The sequence below is a fragment of the Arcobacter rhizosphaerae genome, from assembly GCF_049472155.1.
Classification (GTDB): Bacteria; Campylobacterota; Campylobacteria; order Campylobacterales; family Arcobacteraceae; genus Arcobacter_B.
The window spans coordinates 146,061-168,635 of sequence record NZ_JBMOVW010000001.1 but is presented as its reverse complement, the minus strand read 5'-3'; the positions used below and the strand labels follow the sequence as shown (position 1 = coordinate 168,635).

Annotated in this window: 19 protein-coding genes; 9 read left to right on the top strand and 10 right to left on the bottom strand. The window is 25.7% G+C overall.

The window, feature by feature from the left end:
- Positions 1-50: 50 nt before the first annotated feature.
- A complete protein-coding gene (locus tag ACH5BH_RS00800; RefSeq protein ID WP_423297137.1) occupies positions 51-1,868 on the top strand; it encodes a PAS domain-containing sensor histidine kinase in 1,818 nt (605 codons plus the stop codon).
- 122 nt (positions 1,869-1,990) lie between these two features.
- Here ACH5BH_RS00800 and ACH5BH_RS00795 read toward each other — a convergent pair whose 3' ends face one another.
- The 4 genes from ACH5BH_RS00795 to ACH5BH_RS00780 all read right to left on the bottom strand — a co-directional run bounded on the left by ACH5BH_RS00795 (position 1,991) and on the right by ACH5BH_RS00780 (position 8,516).
- On the bottom strand, positions 1,991-3,919 hold the full coding sequence (locus tag ACH5BH_RS00795; protein ID WP_423297136.1) for a DUF723 domain-containing protein: 1,929 nt from the start codon (positions 3,917-3,919) through the stop codon (positions 1,991-1,993).
- 279 nt (positions 3,920-4,198) lie between these two features.
- Positions 4,199-4,879 (bottom strand): hypothetical protein, encoded by a 681-nt coding sequence (locus tag ACH5BH_RS00790; protein ID WP_423297135.1) that lies wholly within the window; start codon positions 4,877-4,879, stop codon positions 4,199-4,201.
- Positions 4,880-5,433: 554 nt separating this feature from the next.
- The gene (gene acnA / locus ACH5BH_RS00785; protein ID WP_423297134.1) at positions 5,434-7,950 is read right to left on the bottom strand and encodes an aconitate hydratase AcnA; all 2,517 of its coding nucleotides are present in this window, start codon (positions 7,948-7,950) and stop codon (positions 5,434-5,436) included.
- Between the two features lie 65 nt (positions 7,951-8,015).
- Positions 8,016-8,516, bottom strand: a complete 501-nt coding sequence (locus ACH5BH_RS00780; RefSeq protein WP_423297133.1) for a hypothetical protein — start codon at positions 8,514-8,516, stop codon at positions 8,016-8,018.
- A gap of 117 nt (positions 8,517-8,633) precedes the next feature.
- Here ACH5BH_RS00780 and uvrA point away from each other — a divergent pair, with 117 nt between their 5' ends.
- Both uvrA and ACH5BH_RS00770 read left to right on the top strand, forming a co-directional pair.
- Positions 8,634-11,456, top strand: a complete 2,823-nt coding sequence (gene uvrA, locus ACH5BH_RS00775) for an excinuclease ABC subunit UvrA (protein ID WP_423297132.1) — start codon at positions 8,634-8,636, stop codon at positions 11,454-11,456.
- On the top strand, positions 11,456-11,797 hold the full coding sequence (locus ACH5BH_RS00770) for a DUF309 domain-containing protein (RefSeq protein WP_423297131.1): 342 nt from the start codon (positions 11,456-11,458) through the stop codon (positions 11,795-11,797). The genes uvrA and ACH5BH_RS00770 overlap by 1 nt, the downstream gene beginning before the upstream one ends.
- A gap of 31 nt (positions 11,798-11,828) precedes the next feature.
- Here the strand turns inward: ACH5BH_RS00770 and ACH5BH_RS00765 are convergent, their stop codons facing one another.
- Positions 11,829-12,188: a hypothetical protein gene (locus ACH5BH_RS00765; RefSeq protein WP_404304375.1), complete on the bottom strand. Its 360-nt coding sequence runs from the start codon at positions 12,186-12,188 to the stop codon at positions 11,829-11,831.
- 171 nt (positions 12,189-12,359) lie between these two features.
- Between ACH5BH_RS00765 and ACH5BH_RS00760 the strand changes: the two genes are divergently transcribed.
- The 3 genes from ACH5BH_RS00760 to ACH5BH_RS00750 all read left to right on the top strand — a co-directional run bounded on the left by ACH5BH_RS00760 (position 12,360) and on the right by ACH5BH_RS00750 (position 14,745).
- A complete protein-coding gene (locus ACH5BH_RS00760; RefSeq protein WP_404304377.1) occupies positions 12,360-13,403 on the top strand; it encodes a hemolysin family protein in 1,044 nt (347 codons plus the stop codon).
- The gene (locus tag ACH5BH_RS00755) at positions 13,400-14,146 is read left to right on the top strand and encodes a carbonic anhydrase (RefSeq protein ID WP_423297130.1); all 747 of its coding nucleotides are present in this window, start codon (positions 13,400-13,402) and stop codon (positions 14,144-14,146) included. The genes ACH5BH_RS00760 and ACH5BH_RS00755 overlap by 4 nt, the downstream gene beginning before the upstream one ends.
- Positions 14,147-14,250: 104 nt before the next feature.
- Positions 14,251-14,745 carry a HugZ family pyridoxamine 5'-phosphate oxidase gene (locus ACH5BH_RS00750; protein ID WP_423297129.1) on the top strand — a complete coding sequence of 165 codons (495 nt, stop codon included), beginning with the start codon at positions 14,251-14,253 and terminating at the stop codon, positions 14,743-14,745.
- 24 nt (positions 14,746-14,769) lie between these two features.
- Here ACH5BH_RS00750 and ACH5BH_RS00745 read toward each other — a convergent pair whose 3' ends face one another.
- From ACH5BH_RS00745 to ACH5BH_RS00730, 4 genes are all read right to left on the bottom strand, one after another.
- The gene (locus ACH5BH_RS00745; RefSeq protein WP_404304382.1) at positions 14,770-15,276 is read right to left on the bottom strand and encodes an ankyrin repeat domain-containing protein; all 507 of its coding nucleotides are present in this window, start codon (positions 15,274-15,276) and stop codon (positions 14,770-14,772) included.
- Between the two features lie 92 nt (positions 15,277-15,368).
- The gene (locus tag ACH5BH_RS00740; protein ID WP_404304384.1) at positions 15,369-16,481 is read right to left on the bottom strand and encodes an AI-2E family transporter; all 1,113 of its coding nucleotides are present in this window, start codon (positions 16,479-16,481) and stop codon (positions 15,369-15,371) included.
- A gap of 59 nt (positions 16,482-16,540) precedes the next feature.
- On the bottom strand, positions 16,541-17,191 hold the full coding sequence (locus ACH5BH_RS00735) for a hypothetical protein (RefSeq protein ID WP_404304386.1): 651 nt from the start codon (positions 17,189-17,191) through the stop codon (positions 16,541-16,543).
- 40 nt (positions 17,192-17,231) lie between these two features.
- Positions 17,232-17,822, bottom strand: coding sequence for a hypothetical protein (locus tag ACH5BH_RS00730; RefSeq protein ID WP_404304388.1), 591 nt, complete (start codon positions 17,820-17,822; stop codon positions 17,232-17,234).
- Positions 17,823-17,932: 110 nt separating this feature from the next.
- Between ACH5BH_RS00730 and ACH5BH_RS00725 the strand changes: the two genes are divergently transcribed.
- Both ACH5BH_RS00725 and ACH5BH_RS00720 read left to right on the top strand, forming a co-directional pair.
- Entirely contained in the window at positions 17,933-18,556 is a 624-nt protein-coding gene (locus tag ACH5BH_RS00725; protein WP_423297128.1) for a tRNA-uridine aminocarboxypropyltransferase, read from the top strand.
- A 50-nt stretch (positions 18,557-18,606) separates the two neighbouring features.
- Positions 18,607-20,508: a L,D-transpeptidase family protein gene (locus ACH5BH_RS00720; protein WP_423297127.1), complete on the top strand. Its 1,902-nt coding sequence runs from the start codon at positions 18,607-18,609 to the stop codon at positions 20,506-20,508.
- A gap of 8 nt (positions 20,509-20,516) precedes the next feature.
- Here ACH5BH_RS00720 and ACH5BH_RS00715 read toward each other — a convergent pair whose 3' ends face one another.
- Positions 20,517-21,653: a hypothetical protein gene (locus tag ACH5BH_RS00715; RefSeq protein WP_423297126.1), complete on the bottom strand. Its 1,137-nt coding sequence runs from the start codon at positions 21,651-21,653 to the stop codon at positions 20,517-20,519.
- A gap of 121 nt (positions 21,654-21,774) precedes the next feature.
- On the opposite strand from ACH5BH_RS00715, the gene ACH5BH_RS00710 reads away from it, so the two are divergent.
- Positions 21,775-22,464 (top strand): SDR family NAD(P)-dependent oxidoreductase, encoded by a 690-nt coding sequence (locus ACH5BH_RS00710; protein WP_423297125.1) that lies wholly within the window; start codon positions 21,775-21,777, stop codon positions 22,462-22,464.
- Positions 22,465-22,575: the final 111 nt, after the last annotated feature.

The following is a 22,575-nucleotide window of genomic DNA, read 5'->3' as shown; positions in this document are numbered from 1 at the left end:
TAATCTTCTTTACTGTAGTATTCTTTTTAAATAATTATCTAGGGTTAAATTTGAAAAATAATTTTTTAAAGTTCTTAATAGAAAATAGTAGTGATATTGCTTACGAAATCAATTTAGAAACTAAAGAAATAAACTGGCATAAAGACTTAAATGCCTTATTAGAGTATGATAAGAGTAAAAATTTATCAGATATTGACTCTTTTATTCAAATAATAAAAAAAAGTCATCGTAATATTTTTTTGGAAAAACTTACTATAAATGATACTGAAAAAAGAAGTATAAAGTATAAAATCAAAAAAAATAATAAAGAATTCCAAGAATGGATTGATACTTTTATAAAAGATGGAAACAAAATATTTGGTGTTTGTAAAATCAATTACAAAAAATTATCTCTTGAACTAAAAAGAAGTAAAAAAAGATATCAAAAACTTTTTGAAGCTAATAAAATTCCAGTACTTGTAACCTCTCTAAAAACAGGTAAAATTATAAAAGCAAATAAAGCTGCTAATAAATTTTATGGTTATACATCAAAAGAGTTTAAAAAACTGCATATTACTGATATAAATACCCTGCCTTATGAAGACTTACAAAAAGATATCCAAAAAGCTTTAACTGATGAAAAAGAGTGTTTTAACTTTAAGCATAAAATCAAAACAGGAAAAATAATTGATGTTGAAGTTTATACAGGACCAATAAGTCTAAAAAAAGAAAACCTTATTTATTCTATTGTTTTTGATATTACAAAAAGAAAGCAGGCTTTAAAGAAATTAAAACTATCAGATACTATCTACGAAAATACAAAAGAAGGTATTTTTATTACAGATTTAGAAACAAGATTTTTATCTGTAAATAAAGCTTTTGAAGATATTACAGGATATAAAGAAGAAGAAGTACTACATAAAAAAGTAAAAATATTAAAATCAAATAAACATTCAAAAGCTTTTTATAATAATCTATGGTCTTCAATAAAATCAAAAGGTTCATGGGAAGGTGAGATTACAAATAGAAATAAAAAAGGTGAACTCTTTCATCAATGGGTAACTATCAATACGGTATATGATGAAAATAATAAACCTATTAATTATATCTCTGTTTTTACTGATTTTACAAAATTAAAAGAGCAAGAGCAGTTATTAAGAGAAAAAGATAAAATCATGTTCCAGCAATCAAAGATGGCTTCAATGGGAGAAATGTTGAAAAACATTGCCCATCAATGGAGACAACCTTTATCTGTTATTACTTCATCTGCATCTGGTTTGAAACTAAAAAAAGAGTTTGGAATACTAAGTGATGAAGACTTTAGTGAATTTGCAGAAGGAATATTAAAATCGACAAACTATTTATCTCAAACAATAGATGACTTTTCAAACTATTTTAAAAATAGTTCTGATAAAGAAGTCTTTCATGTAAATAATGTTATAGAAAAAGCTATTCAGCTAACTGATTCATCATTAAAAAGCTATGATATTTCTATTCAAACACAATTTAATGACAATTGTGAAATATATGGAATAAAAAATGAATTAATTCAAGTTTTATTAAATATCATCAACAATGCAAAAGATGCATATAAAGATAAAAACAAAAACCAACAAATAGTTCAAATAGAATCAAAAAAAGAGTTATTAAATGCCTGTATTATAATAAAAGATTATGCAGGTGGAATTAATGAAAATATAATAGATAAAATCTTTGAACCTTATTTCACAACAAAACACCAAAGTCAAGGTACAGGAATTGGGCTTTATATGTCTAAGCAAATAATAGAGGATAGACTAAATGGTAGTATTAGCGTAGAAAATATACAAAAAGAAGAAGAAAAAGGAGTTGCTTTTAAAATACTTGTTCCAATAAGTAAGAAGAGTTAAAATAGAGGCTTTAGATTTATCTACTAAAAAAGAATAGAAGATAACATCTACCTTTTTCTAGGTTTTATTATCACTTTTAATACAAGGTGGCGACTAACCCTTATTTTTTGTTAAATGTTTTTTCATTTTTGCAACTCAAGTCTAGTTTTACCACTATCGTAAATTTTATATATATTTGCATCAAGCATTATTTCTTTTACTGATTTATCTTTACAATAAAAGTTGGGAAGTTTAGCTTTTATATCAGTTTTTTTCCATTTTGATTTATTTTCTCTTTTAGAATTTATGACATATTTATAGTCAGGAGATATATTTTCAACTTTTTTAAAACCAACTTTAGTATAAAATTCAGTGTTGAAAAAAGAATTATCACAATAAACATATAATAATTCAGTAAAATTTTTTTGGAATTTTTTTATCACTTTTGATAAAGAATCAATTACCACTCCTTTGGTTGAGTGTCTAACAAGTTCATACATATTTTCATTTCTTGTGTTGTTTTTTCCTTTTAAAAAAGCACTCACTGTTACAAGTTGGTCTTTATAAAATAACCCATAATAAAAAGTGGCTTTAGTATTTCCATGTATGTGATTTTGATTTAAAAAATTATTAGCTATTGATGAGTTAATAACCTTTAGTTTTGTGTTTTCAGATAAGATTGAAAGTGTTTTAGGTTTATTAGTCAATTCTCTTATTCTATTGTAAACTATGTTTTTTTTATCATTAAAATCATCTTCAAATATATGTAATAAAAATATTCCTTTTTCTAAACAGGCTTCAGTTTTTTCTTTATGAAAATTTATATTGTTTTGCCGAGCAGTAGAATGATAATAAATACCATTGAACTCTATTGCTACATTATACTCTGGAAGAAATATATCAAGTTCCCATTTTCTTCCATTATTAGGATTTTGAATAATATCCCTTGTACCTTCTTTAACTACTATATTTAAAGATTTAATAAATTCAACAATCTCTTTTTCAGGATTAGATATAAGGTTGGCGCATTTTGGGCATCCTGAAGCTTTTCCAATATGATCACTTGGAATAGTTTTAAATAAATAATCACAATCATTACATTTAATCTTAACTTTTTCACGATTATTAATATATTGCGTCATAGAGTAGTCATATTTATTTATACCGTGAACTTTCTGAGATCTAATAATAAACTCTTTTGTTGTTAATGCTCTGTCTATGGCACTTTGTTCTCGATAACATATTGTACATCCTGAACCTGCCATATGTATTTTAGCTTGTTGGGAAAAATACTTTTTACATTTTTTACAATAAATTTCTACAGTTGAAGAACCATTTTTTAAGGTTTTTTCTGTAACTTTATTATATGAATATAATTGTCCATGAGTTTCTATTGAACGAGCAATGAAATCAACAAGTTTTAAACTACGAATTTTTGCAGCATTCTCTTTCCCACATTTAGGACACCCTTGTTTTAAAACTGCGTGATTATAAAGAGGCATGGGAAAATCACCATGTTTACTACATCCAATGATTACATCATCATCACAACCGGTATAAATAACTTTAGAATAATCATAAGTATTATTGTGTACTTTTTTAGCAGTTTCTAAATGTTCTTTACTTACATCTTTATATCTTTCTTGAACAGCTCTAGTTGTTCTATCTTGTCCACAAATATTACAACCAACTTTTTTAGATAGGTGGTCATTGGGTGTAACAAAAAAAGATTCATGAATAGGACATATGATTTCTACTTCTTCTTTTGAATGAATATAAATAGTTCTTGAATAGTTAAATTTATTACCATGAACTTTTTTTGCATTTTTTATAAAAGTATGTGTATCAAGAGTTTGGGATTTAATTCTTCTTTCTATCCCGCATAACTTACAACCGCTCCCTTGTAAATGCAATCTTGGATTTTGTGGAAATAGCTTTTTATGAATATTACAAAATATATTAACTTTTGTACGACCATTGATATATTTTACCTGTGAATAATCATAATGTTCTTTACCATGTTTTTCTTGAGCTTTTTGGATAAATTCTTTTTGTGTTAATTTTTTTGCCATTTATATTTTATCTTTCAACTATTTATTAAACATACATTATAAAAAATTAATTAATAATATACTTTATATATATTATGTATCAAAATGCCTACAAAGACCTTAATTAAACTATTTTTGTAAATATTATCATAATAAGGGGTCAGGTGTTGAATTGTGAATTTCATTTTTTTAAAAGTTGAAATTCATGACCTGACCCTTATTTCTTCTAGTATAGTTTTTATCAGTTGCTTTTTTAATTTAATACCCGTAATATTTATTATATTAAGAATAACATCAATCTTATAAGTATCCATTATTTTTAGGAGCTTCAATAACTTTAAATTTTAATATTTCGTTATCCACATCAATAACTTTTACTCTAAGTTCTTTGTATCTAAATATTTTATTCTTTTTAATATTATATTTTAATGTATTTGAAAAAGATTGTCTTATCATATTGTCTGAAAACTCTTGATATTTAATAATTATATTATCATTTTCTAAACCATTATAAATAAGTCTTTGAACAAATGATTCTTCTTTAAAATATTCTTTTTTAATTTCTTCACTTTTATTTATAATTGGTTTAAAAATTTTTTGTGATGTTTTAACATCATTTCCATTTTCATCAACAATAATATCTCCAAGTTGATAATTTCTTCCATTTTTACCAAAAGTCCAATTTGTAGCATAATATAAATTTCCTTTTTTTATACTTGTTCCAAATGTAGTAAGATCATACAATGCTTGAAAATTAATATGAGTTGTAGTTATTTTTACAGTATTATATAGTATTGCTGAATTATCAATTAATGATTCACCTACATAAACTGTTCTTATCTTACCAACTTTATACTTATCACCTATATATGTATCTATAATTGTTCTTTCAACTTTTGGTGGTATTGGATTCTTTGATGAAATACACCCATTAAATACAAGTACAATCAAAGGCAATATACTAAGTAAATATTTTTTCATAAAATTCCTTTTTAAATAATTTTTTTCATCTTATTAAAATTATACTTAAATTATTACTTTAACTTTTCTCTAACTTTCTCTTACAATCCATAGCAACCTCAAAAACCTCGGTTTGAAAAGTTGCTATATCTGATTGCATTTTTTCTGTTTCAGTTGTTAGAAAGTCTTTACAAGTTAGGAATTAAAGGTCAAGTGTTGAAAAAATAAAAAAAATAAGGGGTCAGGTGTTGAATTATGAATTTAGTTTTAAAAGTGGAAATTAATAGCCTGCTCCTTATTTTCTAAATATGTATTGAACCCGTACAACCAGTTGACTTTCTAAATACTTTTTTGTATAATTACACTAATTTATACAATACATTGAAACTCTTGTAGGAGTGACTACCTACTAGATTTACACTGAAGGTAAGGGTAAAACCTTACCTTTTTTTTTGCGGGTAGTGTTGGGTGGGAGTGTTCATTGAAAGGAGTTTCAATGTTGTATAAATTAGTAGTGTTAGTTTTAATATTTTCAGTTTTAGCAATTGAATTATATTAATAAAAGGGGGAATTAGTCACTCCCCTGTCACTACTTCACTCAACAAGTAATTTATAACCCCTTTATTCCTAAAATACTCTAACTCTAAGTCATTTAAAAGTTTTACGTGAACTTCAATGCTCTCAACCTCATCAAATCTTTTTATTTTTATATCTATTTTACTATTTGAAGTTAGATTTTCACAATCTATTGTAATAGTTTCATTTCCTTTTAGTTTTAAACTATCAATATCATCATCCATAAAACATAAAGGTAAGATACCCATTTTCACTAAATCAGATCTATGATTTTCATCGAAAGATTTTGCAATAATACAGTTAATACCTAATAAATTTGTAGCCTTAGCAGCCCAATCAGTACCCTTTCCTACTCCATAGTTTTCACCTGCAAAAATCACTAAATCAATATTTTCTTTTTTCATTCTTTGACAATATTCATAAATTGGTAATACTTCATAAGAATCAAAATCTTTAGTGTACCCACCTTCTTTGGGTAATACTATTTTATTCTTAACTTCTATATCCGAAAAAGCTCCCCTTTGTAATAGCTCTGTATTAGACCTTCTTTTTGAAAAAGTATTAAATTCATCAGGTCTTAAACCTTTATCTAAAAGATAAAAAGCAGCAGGAGAATAAGGTGGGATATTTCCTTCTGGAGATATTAACTCACTTGAAACATCATCAAAAAGTAATGCAACTATTCTTGCATCAGCAATAGAGTTTTTATTTTCTACTTTATTATAATATGTAGACTTTTGAATATAACTTGATTCTTCATTCCAAGGATAAATATCCGTATCTTCACACTTAATATTTTGCCAATAATCATCACCTATAAATATATTCTTATATACATCAGCATACATTTTACTGCTTATTTTTCCTAATTCTTCATTTACTTCTGAGATACTAGGCCATAAATCACTTAAAAATATATCCGTACTTATAGGCTCTTTTGTAATTGAAAAATTCATATTCCCTTTTAAGGCATAAGCAACAACCAAAGCAGGAGACATTGACCAATTTGATTTAACTAAATCTCTAGAGACTAACTCTAAATCCTTACCTGAGTTAACAGAAGATACATTTAAATTAAATTTTTGAATATCTAAAACTACACTTTGTCTGATTTCTTCTAATTTTGTTGATGAATTTAAATAATTAACATCTAAAATCTTAAAACCTAATTGTTTAAAGTATTTTAATAAATCCAACTCTTCTAAATAGTTTTTTATAATAATAGAACCTAAGGTCAAAGTGCTATTTATATTTTTATTTATTCTTAAATCCAACATACAAGCTTTTTTAGCAAGTAGTGCTGCTTGAATTAAAAGAGTTGGATTTGAAGTAAAGGTACATGAAATTATATTTGCTAAGACAATATCATTATCTTTTACAAAATTTCCTATTTTAAAAGATTGTAATTTAGAAGGTACATTTTCAACTATATATCTTTCTTCATAATTTTTAGGCCCTACTACTAAAGGTTTTACTTTTGATAATTCAAATATAAATTTTTTATCATAATCTAACTCCCAATTTTGAATAGAATCATTATAAATACCTTGTTTTTGATAATAAGTCTTAATTAAAGTAGCATCTACTCCTCTTGTTTTTTCAATAAAATCTATACTATTATCATCAATACAAAAATATCCACATATAGCCCCACTACGAATAACCACTTCAGATAAATATGCTCTATCTTCTACAGATATATTTTTCAATCCTGGGCCATAAAACTCTATAATACTAGCTGTTAAATCCTCATTTTGAATTAAGTTCGTCAAATTTAATGTTGTATCTAAAATACTAACTCCCTGAGCTAGAGAACCTACAACTTCAATTCCTAAAACTTTTGGAATATGTATTTTAGAATAAGGCTTTAAAAGTATAGCTTGTGTTTCTAAAGTATTAAACTTTAGAGATAAAACCCCTAAAGCATTCATCATAGTAGATTTACTATCTGTTCCTGCAAGAGTTTCAGGATATATAAATACATTTTCATCTTGTATTTTAATATTAACTATTGTAGATAAATATTCTAAATTTACTTGATGATAAACTCCAAAACCAGGAGGAATAACTGTAAAATTATCAAATCTATTTTGGCACCATTTTATAAAATGATGTCTTTGTTTATTTCTTTGTATGGATTTTTCTTGTTTATCATCTACACTATCTTTTACAATTAAATCTACTTGAATCTTAGGGCTTATAAAATCTTCTTTTTTGTAGTTTTCTAAATCTTCATTTAAGGAACTTAAATCTACTAAAATAGGTACGCCATGATAATCATCCATAACAACTCTAGTTGGATAAAAACCTATTTTTCTAAAGTTATTTCTTTTTATAAAGGCATCTATTATATATTTTACTTCTTCTTCATTTTCATTTCTGATATTTGCTTCTAAAAGTAATTTAAGTGAAACTGGTAATTTTTTTAATTCAAAATGTGAATCAAAAATATTTTTTAAATCATAATAATAAAAAACATTTTCATTAAAAGTAAAACTATTTACAAACTTATTCAAAAGTAGTCCTTAAATTATGTTATATAACTATATATAATATACGATAACTAAGTTATGTTTAATAACTATTTAAAAATGTTTGCTAAGCTTGTATAAATAATAATAACACTAAAGAAAAAAATAATAGTAATAAGGATATCAATTAAAATTAATTTATTTTGAGTTCTTCTAGTATTTGAGATAAAAAACTTTTTAAAAAAGCTACTATCTTGTTCTTCTTTATAAATTTTCAAGGAGTTGATTTTACCTACAGATGTATAGGAAATAGTTTTAAGTAAAGATATCCAAAAAGCCAAAACCATAGGTAGTAATAACCAATCTTGTTTAAAATAAGCTACTAAAAATGCTCCAACAAAACCTATAAAATAAAAATATATAATAGTTTTATAAGAAAAATAATAATTTCTTCTTAAAAAGAAAAACATACTAAAACATACTAATATAAGTAAGGATGTAATACCTAATGCTTTAAATGTTGAATAATCTAATATTTGAAAAATTGCAATGCTTAATGGTATCATTGCTATCAAAGCATAAAACCATTGTATCTTAGTGTTTAAGTTCATTTTCTACCATTCATTTATTCTTTACTATTATATATTTTATTTTATAAAACTTCCTTTATCGATAATTATACATATCTATCATATAATACTAGCTTCAAAATTTCAAAGGTTATATATATGAAAGATACTATTAAAATTTTTAACGCAAAAGAAAACAATTTAAAAAATATTGATTTAGAAATACCCAAAAATAAACTTATTGTATTTACAGGACTTTCAGGGTCAGGGAAATCAACCTTAGCATTTGACACTCTATATGCAGAAGGTCAAAGAAGATATATTGAGTCTTTATCTGCTTATGCTAGACAATTTTTAGATAAAGTTGGAAAACCTGATGTTGAAAGAATTGAGGGATTAACACCAGCAATTGCTATTGATCAAAAAACAACATCAAAAAACCCAAGATCAACTGTTGGTACTATTACAGAAGTTTATGACTACTTTAGACTTTTATATGCAAGAGTAGGAAAACAGCACTGTCATCAATGTGGAGAGCCTATTTCAGAAATGAGTGCTTCTGATATTATTGATCAAGTACTTAAACTTCCTGAAAACTCAAAAGTTGTGATTTTAGCTCCTCTTATCAATAGAAAAAAAGGAACATTTGCTGATTTACTAGAAAGTCTTAGAGGAAAAGGTTATGTAAGAGCCATGATTGATGGAGTTATGGCAAGACTTGATGAAGACATAGAACTTGAAAAAAATAAAATGCACACTATTAAAGTTGTTATTGATAGAGTTGTAATAAAAGAAGAAAATAAAGATAGAATTGCCCAAGATGTTGAAAAAGGACTAAAAGAGTCTTATGGAGAGCTTGAGATAGAAGTTTTAAACCATGAGGATGTAGGAGTTGAAAAACATATACATTATAGTGAGCACATGGCTTGTTTTTCATGTAAAATTTCATTTGAACCTTTAGAGCCTTTATCTTTCTCTTTTAACTCACCAAAAGGTGCTTGTACTTCTTGTGATGGTTTAGGTATTAGATATGCTTTAGATATGAAAAAAGTTGTAAATGATGACTTACCTTTAGAAGATGGAGCTATTAGAATTATCTATGGTTTCAACAAAGGTTTTTACTTCAAAATGCTTATGGCATACTGTGAAGCGGCAGATATTGATGTAAAAATTCCATTTAGAGATTTACCAGAATATCAAAGAAAAGCTGTATTACATGGTGGAGTTGAAGAAGCAAAATTTACATGGAAAAGACACAACTTAGTTAGAAAATGGGAAGGAATTGTAAAACTTGCCTACGACATGATAAAAGATGAAAAAGACATGGCTGAATATATGACTGAAAAAGTTTGTGATTCGTGTAATGGAAATAGATTAAAACCCTCTTCTCAAAGTGTTTATGTAGCAAATAAAACAATTGGAGATATTATAAACAAACCTATTGAAGAGGCTCATGCTTTTTTCCAAGATGATAAGAATTTTGAATATTTTAATGATCAAGAAAAAATGATCTCTGCACCAATTTTGAAAGAGATAAAAGAAAGAATTTTCTTCTTGCATGATGTAGGACTTGGATATATTACATTAGGAAGAGATGCAAGAACTATCTCAGGTGGTGAAGCTCAAAGAATTAGAGTTGCTTCACAAATTGGTTCTGGACTTACGGGAGTTATGTATGTACTTGATGAACCTTCAATTGGTTTACATGAAAGAGATACAAATAAACTTATAAAAACACTAAAAGCCTTACAGGAAAAAGGAAATACTGTAATAGTTGTAGAACATGATAAAGAAACAATTGAAGCTTCTGATTTTATAGTTGATATTGGGCCTAATGCAGGTAAATATGGAGGAGAAGTTGTTTTTGCAGGAACACTTAAACAAATGCAAAAAGCAAAAACTCTAACAGCTCAATATATGACAGGAAAGAAAAAAATAGATTACGTATATAATAGACCACAAGAAGAGTTTATAAAAATTAAAAATGTAACTATTAATAATATTAAAAATTTAGATGTTCAAATTCCTTTAAAAAACCTTTGTTCAATTACAGGAGTTTCAGGAAGTGGTAAATCATCACTTATTTTACAAACTCTTCTTCCTGTTGCAAAAGAGCTTTTAAATCATGCTAAAAAAGTTAAAAAAGTTGATGGTGTTGAGATTGAAGGTTTAGAAAGTCTTGACAAAGTAATCTATCTTGACCAAAGCCCAATTGGAAGGACTCCAAGAAGTAACCCTGCAACCTATACAGGATTAATGGATGAAATTAGAACACTATTTTCTAAAACAAAAGAGGCTAGTCTTAGAGGATATAAAATAGGAAGATTCTCATTTAATGTAAAAGGTGGTAGATGTGAAAAATGTCAAGGTGAAGGTGAAATAAAAATTGAAATGCACTTCTTACCAGATATTATGGTTAAGTGTGATGACTGTCAAGGACAAAGATATAATCCTCAAACTTTAGAAATCTTATACAAAGGTAAAAATATTTCTGATGTTTTAAATATGAGTGTAGATGAAGCCTTAGAGTTTTTTGTAAAAGTTCCAAAAATTCATGCAAAGCTAAAAACACTTTGTGATGTAGGTTTAGGATATATTACATTGGGACAAAATGCAGTTACATTATCAGGTGGTGAGGCTCAAAGAATCAAACTATCAAAAGAGTTATCTAAAAAAGATACAGGAAATACCTTATATGTATTAGATGAACCAACAACTGGTCTTCACTTTGCAGATGTTGATAGACTTACAAAAGTTTTACATCATTTAGTTGATTTGGGAAATTCTGTCTTAGTTATTGAACATAACTTAGATGTTGTTAAAAACTCTGACTGGGTTATTGATATAGGACCCGAGGGTGGAAATAAAGGTGGTAAACTTGTAGATGAAGGAACACCTGAGCAATTAGCTTCAAGACATAAAAAAACAGGTTCTTACACTGGATATTATTTAGAAAAAGAACTTGAAGAGATGAAAAAATAATGAAAATTGATTATTCAATTTTTAATCAAGATACAGCAATAGATAGATTTATCTTTGCTGTGCAAAAAGGTTATTATGTAGAAGCACATGAACTACTTGAAGATGACTGGAATGAGTATAAAAAATTGGGTGAAAAGAAAAAAGCATTAGCTTTAAAAGGTTTAATAAATGGTGCAACAGCACTTGCTTTGTATCATATAAAGAAAAGACCTCATGCTTATGCTAAAGTTTGGCCTGTTTTTATAAAATATAAACCTTTATTAGAAGAAGTTGAATTAGAAAATAAAGATAAGTTTTATTATGCAAGAGATCTCTTACTAAAATTAAATAAAGAAATATAAAAGTCAAGTCAAGTTGTTTTGACTTAACTTTTTAAGAAGCACTATCTTTTGCTTGATTCATCAAAAATGCTTTTAATTTCATCATATCTTCAGTTGGAAATTGATTTTGAGACTCTCCTCTTTGTGCCCTTACAAAAAAATCTTTTGAAGAATCATTAAAGCCAAAATTCATATTAGTTAAAACATATTCATAACTATTTGTTGCTGATTCATTTTTTGCTTTTTCAATTTGAGCTGTTTCCCCTGCTTTTAAAAACTCCTCTCTTCTTAATTCAGAAAGATTGTTTCTTTCCCCAAGCTTTGAGGTTTGAGTTGAGGCATGTACTTGTTCTAATTCTAGCGATCTATTGTCTCTAAATTGATCAATTTTAGGTATTAATCCATATTCCATAATGTCCTCCTTTTATTAAAACTCGCTTAATAAATTTATTATACACAATTTCACTTGTATTGTCAAAAATTAAGTTTATTTTGATATGATTAGTTACTATTTTTTTAATTTAAAGGAGTCTTTATTGGAAGATAATTCCCCGAGGTGCAATTTTAAACAAAGTGAGCCCCAATGGAAATTTTAGTCTTACTATTTTTTGCGGTTGTTGGAACATCATTCTTGTGTTCTATTTTAGAGTCAATCCTACTTTCTACTAATGTATCATACATTTCTGTTCTTGAAAATAAAAATCCAAGTGCAGGTAAACTTCTAAAAAAACTTAAAACTGATATTGATAGCTCTATTGCTTCAATTTTAATTTTAAACACTATTGCTAACACTTTAGGTGCAACAGCTATTGGTGTTCAAGCACAAAATGTTTTTGGCGGAGACAAAACTTTAGTAATGGTAACTTCTATTGTTTTAACATTTTTAATTCTGTTTTTTGCAGAAATTATTCCTAAAACAATTGGTGCAGTATATTGGAAGCAACTAGCACCACTTGCAGGAAGAATTATAAATATGTTTATTTTCATTACTTTTCCACTTATTAAAATCACACAATTTGTGACTAAAAAAATTGGATCTGATACTAGTGATTCTATATCTAGGGAAGAGCTTATACATTCTACTTTATTAAGTGAAGAAGAAGGTGTAATTGGAGATTTAGAATCAGATATCATTGAAAATACATTAACTTTAAATAATATGAAGATTAAAGAAATTCTAACACCTAGATCTGTAGTATATGCAGTGGATAAAAATACTTCAATAAAAGATATTATTGAAGATAAAAGAACATTTAAGTTTTCAAGAGTTCCTGTATATGACGAAAGTATTGATAATATTGTTGGATTAATTTTGACAAAAAAACTATTCAAACAAGCAATTATTAATCAAGATGTTACTATTGAATCAATAATGAAACCTGTAATTTCTTTAAATGAAAATATTCCTGTGTCAAAAGCATTAAACATGTTTATTCAAAAGAAAGAACACATGTTTATTGTTGCTGATTCTTATGATCAAACAGAAGGTATTGTAACATTAGAAGATTGTATTGAAACACTTCTAGGATTAGAAATCATGGATGAATCTGATACAACAGCAGATATGAGAAGACTAGCTTTAAATAAAATGAAAGCTAAGAGAAAAGAAAAGGAGAGAGAGAAATGAGTTTTAAGAGCACAGTAATTAGTATTTTTGTTGTATTTGTAATTGCACTTATGTTAGCTGAGGGTGAACCAAAACCTCTAGCACCATGGTCTTATACAGAAGAAGGAGGTTCTGAAAAATGGGCTGAACTTGATGAAAGATATACTATGTGTGAAAAGGGAGTTAACCAATCACCTATTAATATAACAAATACTATTGATGCATCACTAGTACCTTTAAAATTTGAAGGTAATGCTAAAGGTACTATATTTGAAAATACAGGTCATGGTGTAAAAGTAAATATTTCAGGTGGAAATAAATTAATAATTGATGAAGAAGAATACTCTTTAAAACAAATGCACTTCCACACACCAAGCGAAAATACTATTGATGGGAAGTCTTTCCCAATGGAAGCACATTTAGTACATGCAAAAGGTTCAAAATTAGCAGTTGTAGCTGTTATGCTTGAAGTTGGTTCTGATAATATAGTTTTAAATAAATTACTTAGAAACCTACCTGAAAAAGAAGGTGAAAAAAATCAATTAAAATCAAGTGTTGAAGGTTATGAAATTTTACCTGAAACTAAAGATTATTATAGATTTGATGGTTCATTAACTACTCCTCCTTGTACAGAAGGTGTTAAATGGTTTGTTTTAAAAACACCTGTTCAATTATCAAAAAGTCAATTAAATGATTTTGAAACTGTTATGGGTAAAAACAATAGACCTATTCAAGAAATTAACGCAAGAACAATCTTACATTAATAAAATTATATACTAAAGGTTTTCCTTTAGTATATTTACACTTTATGCCTTAATTAAACTATTAAATGATATAAATACTTTAAATTTAATATAAGAAGTATTTTATGAAAAACGAAAAACTAATAAACTTTATAGATTCATTTCAAAGTGTTGTAATTAACTCTTTAGATGAGAACAAAAATCCATTTTCTTCATACGCACCATTTGTTAAATATGAGAATTCATATTATGTATATTTATCAAATATGGCAAAGCACTCAAAAAATCTAAAAAACAATAAAAAATCTAGTATTTTCTTTTGTGAAGATGAAAATAGCTGTGAAAATATTTTTGCAAGAAAAAGAGTAATTATGCAATGTAATACAACTATAATAGAAAAAAACTCAAAAAAATATAATTCTATCCTTGATAGTTTTGAAAAAAAATTTGATAAAAAAATGGTTCAAACATTAAGAGCGATGAGTGACTTTAATGTTTATGAATTTAAAGCATTTTATGGAGAAGCTATTTTTGGTTTTGGAAAAGCATATAATCTTGGTGGAGAAAACTTTGATGAGCTTATACAAAGAGAAGGTACAAAAGGTCATGGACACAAATAAAGTAGTTATGTCAAACTACTTTATTTATACAAGAGCTTTAAATCTCTCTATTAGATATTCTATTTTTAAATCATAAGCCAAGCTTAAAGCACTATTTCCTAACATATCTTCGTGCTGTACACAAACATCATTAGTTAATAAATAATCTATACTTTGTATTTTATTATATAATACAGCATAGATTAAAGGTGTTGATTTTATATCATCATGTTCATTTAAATCTAATCCACAAGATTTTAAACATTTCAAAATTTTTACATCATCTTTATATACAGCATAATTTACAGCTAATAAGATATTTGTTACTTTTGTATCAATTCCTAAATCTATTAGTTTTTTGATAATATTCGTTTTTCTGTAGTAAATTGCCCAGAATAAAGCATTTCTACCTTTTGTGTCTCTTGCATTTATATTTGCACCTAAATGAATTAATTCATCAATTTTATCTTCTTTACCTTTTGAAATTGCACTAAAAAGTTCATTTGACAAAATATTAGAAAAATCTTTATTTATAAGTATATTATTTGACATTTGCTACTCCATTTATAATATTGATAATTGTTATCATAATAAATAAACTCTTAAGAATAGCTAAAACCTATACAAGAAAAGAATAAATTAATTTATTCTTGTTCTCGTTTTGCAGTAAATATTTTTCCATCTCCTGAAATTAAAATTGCTAAACCTTTAGTATTTTCAAATTGAGAAAGGATAATAAGAAGAATAACCATTAAAGGTACAGATAAAAACATACCAACAGTTCCCCACATAGCACCCCACATTACTAAGGATAAAATAACAACAAATTGTGAAATATTTAATTTATTTCCCATAAGTCTTGGATAGATTATATTTCCTATTAAAAATTGAATTGAAGCAAGACAAATAAGTAAAAATAAAACAGAAGTCAAATCTGTAAACTGCACCAATGCAAAAAGTATTGGAATTACCACAGCAATAATACTTCCAATTGTAGGAATAAAATTTAAAATAAAAGCTAAAAAGCCCCAAAGTACAGAACCTTCTAATGAGAACAACTCACATATAATGTAAGTTAATATACCTGTAGATAAACTAATAATAGTTGTGATTGAAATATACATTCTAATTGTTTTTGATATAGATTCTAAAACTTCTTTTGCTTTATTTCTTGTATCATAATTTTTAAATAAAGCATTTATTTTTGCATTAAAAAATCTTTGGTCAATTAATAAAAAAAGTACATATAAAAAAATCTGTAAAATATTACTTACAACAGAACCAAAAGCAGATATTACTTTATTAATAATTGAAGCTAAACTAAATTGTTCAAAAAGCTTTTCAAACTTTTGTGAGACATCAAAACCAACAAATGAAGATAATTTTTCTAAAATTGAAATAAATTTACTATCTAATTGAGAAATTGTATCACTCAATTCAACAATATTAGAAGCAATAAAACTTCCTGTTTCAAACATAAAATAAAAAATGATTATTAAAGAAAGAGGAATAGCTAACTTATCACCTATATTTGAATTAAAATATGGTATCTTTTTTATTGTGTTTGCTAGTGCATTAATCAAAAACCAAATTAAGATAGCAATTGCAAGTGGTGTTAGAATATTGTTTAAAGTTGTTAAAGCATAAATTATCAAAAAAATAAATGCTAAAAAATAAAATGCTGAAGCAAAATTTGTATTATAACTTCTTGCTTTAAATTTTTTTCTTGTGACTATATTTTTACCTAAATGATCCAAAATATTTACCTTGTATTAAATTAAAGTTAATAATAACAAATTAAATATTTGAAAGATATTTATTTTTTTAAATGTTTAGTTTCAAGTTCTTTTTGGAAATCTGTTTTTAGCATTTCTTCAATTTTCTTATCAATAATATCTAATGTTTTAAATTCTGTTTCCTTTGAAACATCAGGTAATTCTTCTTTAAAAAGTTTTTGTGCTTCAAAAAAACCATCTTCTATACCTTTTCTAGTCTCTTTTAAAGCATAAGGTTCATTTCCTGTTAAGTCTTCAACAAATTTAACTAATCTTTTTGAAGTCTCTTCTGATCCAAAAAAACCTTCTTTTGATAATAATTGTTTTGCTTCATCTTTTGTTAGTTGAGATATTGGTTTACCTGTATAGCCCATATCTTCTAAAGTAATTTTCTTCTCAAACTTATGACCTTCAAAAAAACTAATAAAGTCAATATTTCCACTTTCTAGTTTAGATAAAACTTGCTGTGCATTTGTATTTCCTTTTGAGAATTCTGCACTTTTTACATTTAAGTAGTTTTGAATACTGTGAGTTGATATAGATATTGAAACAGCAGCATTATGTAACTTGCTCTCATTTACTTCATCTATATAATTTGAGGCTGATAAATCTTTATTGTCAAGTAATGTTGTGTTTTTTTCATTGAAATTATTAAGATTTAAATTTAATTGATTTAATCCTAGGCCGTACATTATGTATCCTTTATAATACTATATTATACTTATACAATTCTTATTTTTTTCTTAAAGACTCTTTAGCTATCTTAATCTCCTCGTTCATAGTATTTATATAACCTTTTACACTAGTATATAAATAAAAGATTGATTGAACCATAAAGAAATAAAATGCATTTTCATATCCAATATAAACAAATATAACATCAGCAATAAAAAAACAAATAAAAGCAATTCCTCTAGTTTTATGATTATGACTAGATAAAAGAAAACTTCCAAAAATTGCAATTGATGCTGCTAATAAATCTATTGGTAAAACCATAAAATCTATATTTGACATATTAGGAAGTATCGTTTTATATAATACAAATAAATAAATTGACAAAATGATACTTATTAAAAAGACATCCCTTTTTCTATTTTTAGTCAGTTTATAAATACCTAAAACTGCTGTAACAAAAAAGAGTATCATCTGGATAATTACTGGAACTTTCCCATTTAATGTAAAAAAAGTTAAAAGAGCTAAATTTGAAATGAAAAAACTTACAAACCCCCAGTAAATTGGACGAACATTATTTTTTGAGCTTTTTGACATCAAATATGCTCCAATTATTGAAAAAACTGCTCCTATTGCTTCAAGTATTATCATATTTTCACTTTTTATATAAATTTTCTGCAATTATATTCAATTTAACAAAATTTTCAATAAATATAATATGTAATTGACTATAATTCGTAAAAAAATAAAGTTTAGAATAAATGAACAATGAGAATTTAAAAAAATGCTACAAATGTTATAGACCTAAGACATCTTGTAGTTGCGAAAATATACAAATAAAACTAAAAACAAAAACTAAATTTGTCATTTTAATGCATCCAAAAGAGTTTAAAAAAACAAAAAATGGTACAGGGTTTATGACAAGAAACTCTATTGAAAACTGTGAAGTTATCATAGGAGTTGATTTTACAAATAATAAAAAAGTAAATAAGCTAATAGAGGATAAAAACTTTAGTCCTTATCTATTATATCCCCATGAACAAAGTATTAAAATCAACAAAGAAATAATTAATGATAATAAAAATCTTTTAATTTTTATACTTGACTCAACATGGCCTTGTTCAAAAAAAATGTTAAAGCAAAGTTTAAATCTACAAAAACTACCTAAATTAAGTTTCGAACATGATTTAAAATCTAATTTCAAATTTAAAACACAACCACAAGATGAGTGTTTATCTACTATTGAATCTACTTTTTGTTTACTACAAGAACTGCATAATCAAGAGATAGAAAATTTTAAAAGTAACAATTTGGATACATTTTTATTACCATTTCACAAAATGGTAGAATATCAACTAAATTGTATGAAAATACATAACAATTAAAGAGATATTTGTATATAATTTAATAACTCAAAAGGATTATAGAATTTAAGATGTTTAAAAAAATTATTTTACATATATGTATACTGTTTATCACACCCTCATTTTCAAATGAATTTATAAATCAAAATGAAACATTCGTTCAAGTACAACCAACATTTCATGAAAAAAGTAAAGAAGCTTTACATAAGCTTCTAAAATCTAAAAAAACAAGATCGGTATTTTTGTCAAGATATTCTTTAAAAAAATATTATAAAGAGTTTAACTATGAATTATTATGGCTTAAGGAAGATGGATTAAATAACTTTGCAAATGTACTACTTGAAGCTATTAAAAACGATCCTGTTTTAAAACCTCATTCTCAAAAAGTATTTAAGCTTTCATATTTTGAAAAAAAATATAAAGCCTTAAATAAAGAAGATAAAAACTATTTAATAAACATAGCTAAAATAGATTTTATTCTTACTGGTATGTATAGTAAATATATGAAATACCTTTCAAGTGGTTATATCAATTGGAAAGAATTCAAAGAGACGCTTAAAGAGCTTGAAGAAAAAGATGATATTGATGCAGGTTGGGAAAAATATAATATTAGAAAAAATAGAATAAAACTTCTAAAAAAAGCAAAAGAAGAACAAAATTTAAATGTTGCTTTTAATGCTGTTAATTATACATTTCCCCAGGCAAAACAGCTTGAAAATAAAATAAAAGAGTTCGAGAAACTTGCTCTAGCTGGTGGATATATAAAACTTCCAAAATTTAAAGTCTTAAAAGAAGGTTCAAAAAGTGATATTGTTGAGATTTTAAGACAAAGACTTTTACAAAGTAATGATTTAATAAAAAATGATTGTACAATAACTATTAAAGCTGATAATTTAGTTACTAATAGTATTCAAAAAAACAATGACTTTACAACTACAAATGACTATAACACTACAAGTGATATCTCAAACATAGAAGAAAGAGAATGTTACAAAGTATTTGATGAAAATGTAAAAAAAGCTGTTATCTCTTTTCAAGAAAACCATGGACTTACACCAGATGGAGTAGTAGGAGCACAAACAAGAAGAGCTTTAAATATGTCTATTGAAAAGAAAATTGTTAAAATGAGACTTAATTTAGAAAGAATGAGATGGATGCCAAGAACACTTGGAGAAAACTTTTTACTTGTAAATATTCCTGAATACAAATTAAGAATGTATAAGAAAAATAAAGTAGAACTTGATATGCCAATAGTTGTAGGAAAAAGACAAAACCCTACTCCTATTTTTTCACATAAAATGTCTTTTGTAGTTTTAAATCCTTATTGGAGAATTCCTCAAAGTATTGTTGAAAAAGAGTTAATTCCTAAAGTTATAAAAAACCCTAGCTACCTAAAAGAAAAAGGTATAAATATCCATGAAACTTGGGATCATAAATCAGCTACATTTGATGTAAGTGAAGTTGACTTACAAGCTATCTTACCTAAAAAAGAAGATGAGAAACTGAAAAATGACGAAGAAGCTTTAAATGCAATAGAAAAAGAAACAAATGAAGAAATAGTTGAAAATACAGAAATAAAGCCTATATATAGATTTATTCAAATTCCAAGTGAAACAAATCCACTAGGTAGAATGAAATTTATGTTTCCAAATAAATATTCTGTATATTTACATGATTCACCAGCAAAAAAATACTTTAAATATACAAAAAGAGCTTATTCTCATGGTTGTATAAGACTTGCTGAACCTAAAAAACTATTAGAAGCAATATCTAAAGAAGACTCAAGTCTTGACTTTGATGAAGCTAAAGAAGTTTTAACACAAATTGAAAAAAAGTCTATAGATTTAAAAAAGCAAATTCCTGTACACATGGTTTATTTAACATCATGGGTTGATGAAAATGGTAAATTACAATTTAGAAATGATGTTTATAGATATGATAGAATTCAAAAAAAGCTTTTATATAAAAGATAAAAGCTTTTTTATTTAATTAAGTAGAGTTTGTCTTTCATAAAATTAATATTTTTTACATATAACTGATGTTTTTCTTCTAAAACTTTCATAAAAAATCTAACTTCTGCATTTGTAAAACCATCTGGTTCTTTATCTTTTATAGAAACTTCTTCATTTTCCATAATTCTAATTCTTTTTAAAACTCCATTAGTAAGTTTAACATAATAAACAATATCTAATTGTGTTTGATTTACTTTCTCAATAGTTACAATAACTCTATTATCTCTAACATTCATATCAAAATTAGGACACAACAAAGCAAAATCTTCACTTAAAATATAACCAATATACAATTTAGTATAAATATCAAAATATAAACTTAGTCTATAAGAAGAGAAAAATTTTAAGTCTACAATAAACTTTGGGTTAGATCTTGATTTTGTTAAAATCCACTCTAAAGTAGGAAAATATTGGAACTTTTTGTATCTAATACTTAAGGCTTCAATAAACTTTTTATTTTGTGAAGGCTTAAGAGTTTTTACATTTTTTTTAGTTCTTTTTGAAAAAATAATTTTTTTAATTAATTCCTCATCATCCAAATCTTTTGTAATCCAAACTGTTGCATAATTGGGAAAGTTTTTAATTCCAATAGAACCTTTAGTTAAAACTATTAATGCTCTTATTTGTAAAGTTGGGAAAATCATTTTTAGTAAAGCATATTTTTTAGCTAATCTTTTATTTAAACTAGAAGTTTTTTTAGAAGTACTCATTTCTACAAAATAAACTGAATCTTTTGTAAAAAATAAAGCATCAAACTCACTAATATCTTTATATGCAGACTTATATACAATCTGTGAGCTTCGGTCAATCAAAAGTCCACTTTTTATGTATTTATTCTCTTTATCCTGATAAGGTCCCTTAAGTACAAATCTTGTTATTTCATCCTGACTTTGAGCATATTCCATTAGTAATTCATAAACAATATTTTCATAAACTTCACCTCTAAAACTACCATAAGCAGATATATAAGAAGGATCATCTTCTGAAATATTTTTTTTGAATAATGCTCTTAAACTTTTACTATCATAAGAATAATGAAAAAGATTGTTTTTAATATTTGAAATGTCTAAATTTTTTATTTTTTCTGTAATTTTAAATTGATACAATTGTCTTTGATTAGATTTATAAATAAACCTATTTCCTTTTTAAGTTGAATTATTATATCTAAATAGATTTTAATAAAGATTAACATAATATAATAAATTAAATAATCATCAAAGGTATATAATGTCAAAAAATATTTTAATCACTGGTTGTAGTTCAGGGCTTGGCTTAGCATTAACAAATTTATATTTAGAAAAAGGCTTTAAAGTTTATGGAATAAGCCGAACAAAACCTCAAATTGAAAATAAAAATTTTATCTTTAAAAACTTTGATTTATCAAACATAAATGAAATAAAAATAAAACTTCAAAGTTTTATTGAAAATATTAAAACAATTGAAACTGTATATTTAAATGCAGGTATGTTAGGAGAAATAAAAGCTTCAACAAAAACTCAAGTTTCTGAATTAAATAAAGTATATGAATTAAATGTATATGCAAATAAAGAGCTTTTAGATATTTTAGCAACAATAAAAGTTAGCAATATAATTGCTATATCATCGGGAGCTTCTGTAAATGGTTCAAAAGGTTGGGCTTCATACTCTTTATCAAAAGCAGGTGTAAATATGCTTATAAATTTATATTCAAAAGAATTACAAGAAACAAAACTCTTAGCTGTTGCTCCTGGAGTTATAGAAACTCCAATGACTGATTATATTAGATTTGATATAGATGATGAAGAGTTTCCTTCTGCAAAAAGACTAAAAGAGTCACATATACAAAAGCCTGAAGAAGCTGCAAAGAGATTAGATGATGTGATTTCAAATATTAACAATTTTGAAAGTGGTAGTTTTATTAATGTAAGAAATATCTAATTTTTATTATTTTTTTACTTATATTTAACAATAGCTTATTTTATAGAGTTATTATAATATTTTAAAATAATCTTTTAAATATTTATAAGATATAATAATAAAACTCTATGA

Excerpts from the sequence above, each read along its gene's own strand:
- ACH5BH_RS00795 (WP_423297136.1), bottom strand. The coding sequence starts at position 3,919 with ATGGCAAAAAAATTAACACAAAAAGAATTTATCCAAAAAGCTCAAGAA.
- ACH5BH_RS00790 (WP_423297135.1), bottom strand. The coding sequence starts at position 4,879 with ATGAAAAAATATTTACTTAGTATATTGCCTTTGATTGTACTTGTATTT.
- ACH5BH_RS00780 (WP_423297133.1), bottom strand. The coding sequence starts at position 8,516 with ATGAACTTAAACACTAAGATACAATGGTTTTATGCTTTGATAGCAATG.
- uvrA (WP_423297132.1), top strand. The coding sequence starts at position 8,634 with ATGAAAGATACTATTAAAATTTTTAACGCAAAAGAAAACAATTTAAAA.
- ACH5BH_RS00770 (WP_423297131.1), top strand. The coding sequence starts at position 11,456 with ATGAAAATTGATTATTCAATTTTTAATCAAGATACAGCAATAGATAGA.
- ACH5BH_RS00765 (WP_404304375.1), bottom strand. The coding sequence starts at position 12,188 with ATGGAATATGGATTAATACCTAAAATTGATCAATTTAGAGACAATAGA.
- ACH5BH_RS00760 (WP_404304377.1), top strand. The coding sequence starts at position 12,360 with ATGGAAATTTTAGTCTTACTATTTTTTGCGGTTGTTGGAACATCATTC.
- ACH5BH_RS00755 (WP_423297130.1), top strand. The coding sequence starts at position 13,400 with ATGAGTTTTAAGAGCACAGTAATTAGTATTTTTGTTGTATTTGTAATT.
- ACH5BH_RS00750 (WP_423297129.1), top strand. The coding sequence starts at position 14,251 with ATGAAAAACGAAAAACTAATAAACTTTATAGATTCATTTCAAAGTGTT.
- ACH5BH_RS00745 (WP_404304382.1), bottom strand. The coding sequence starts at position 15,276 with ATGTCAAATAATATACTTATAAATAAAGATTTTTCTAATATTTTGTCA.
- ACH5BH_RS00735 (WP_404304386.1), bottom strand. The coding sequence starts at position 17,191 with ATGTACGGCCTAGGATTAAATCAATTAAATTTAAATCTTAATAATTTC.
- ACH5BH_RS00730 (WP_404304388.1), bottom strand. The coding sequence starts at position 17,822 with ATGATAATACTTGAAGCAATAGGAGCAGTTTTTTCAATAATTGGAGCA.
- ACH5BH_RS00725 (WP_423297128.1), top strand. The coding sequence starts at position 17,933 with ATGAACAATGAGAATTTAAAAAAATGCTACAAATGTTATAGACCTAAG.
- ACH5BH_RS00720 (WP_423297127.1), top strand. The coding sequence starts at position 18,607 with ATGTTTAAAAAAATTATTTTACATATATGTATACTGTTTATCACACCC.
- ACH5BH_RS00710 (WP_423297125.1), top strand. The coding sequence starts at position 21,775 with ATGTCAAAAAATATTTTAATCACTGGTTGTAGTTCAGGGCTTGGCTTA.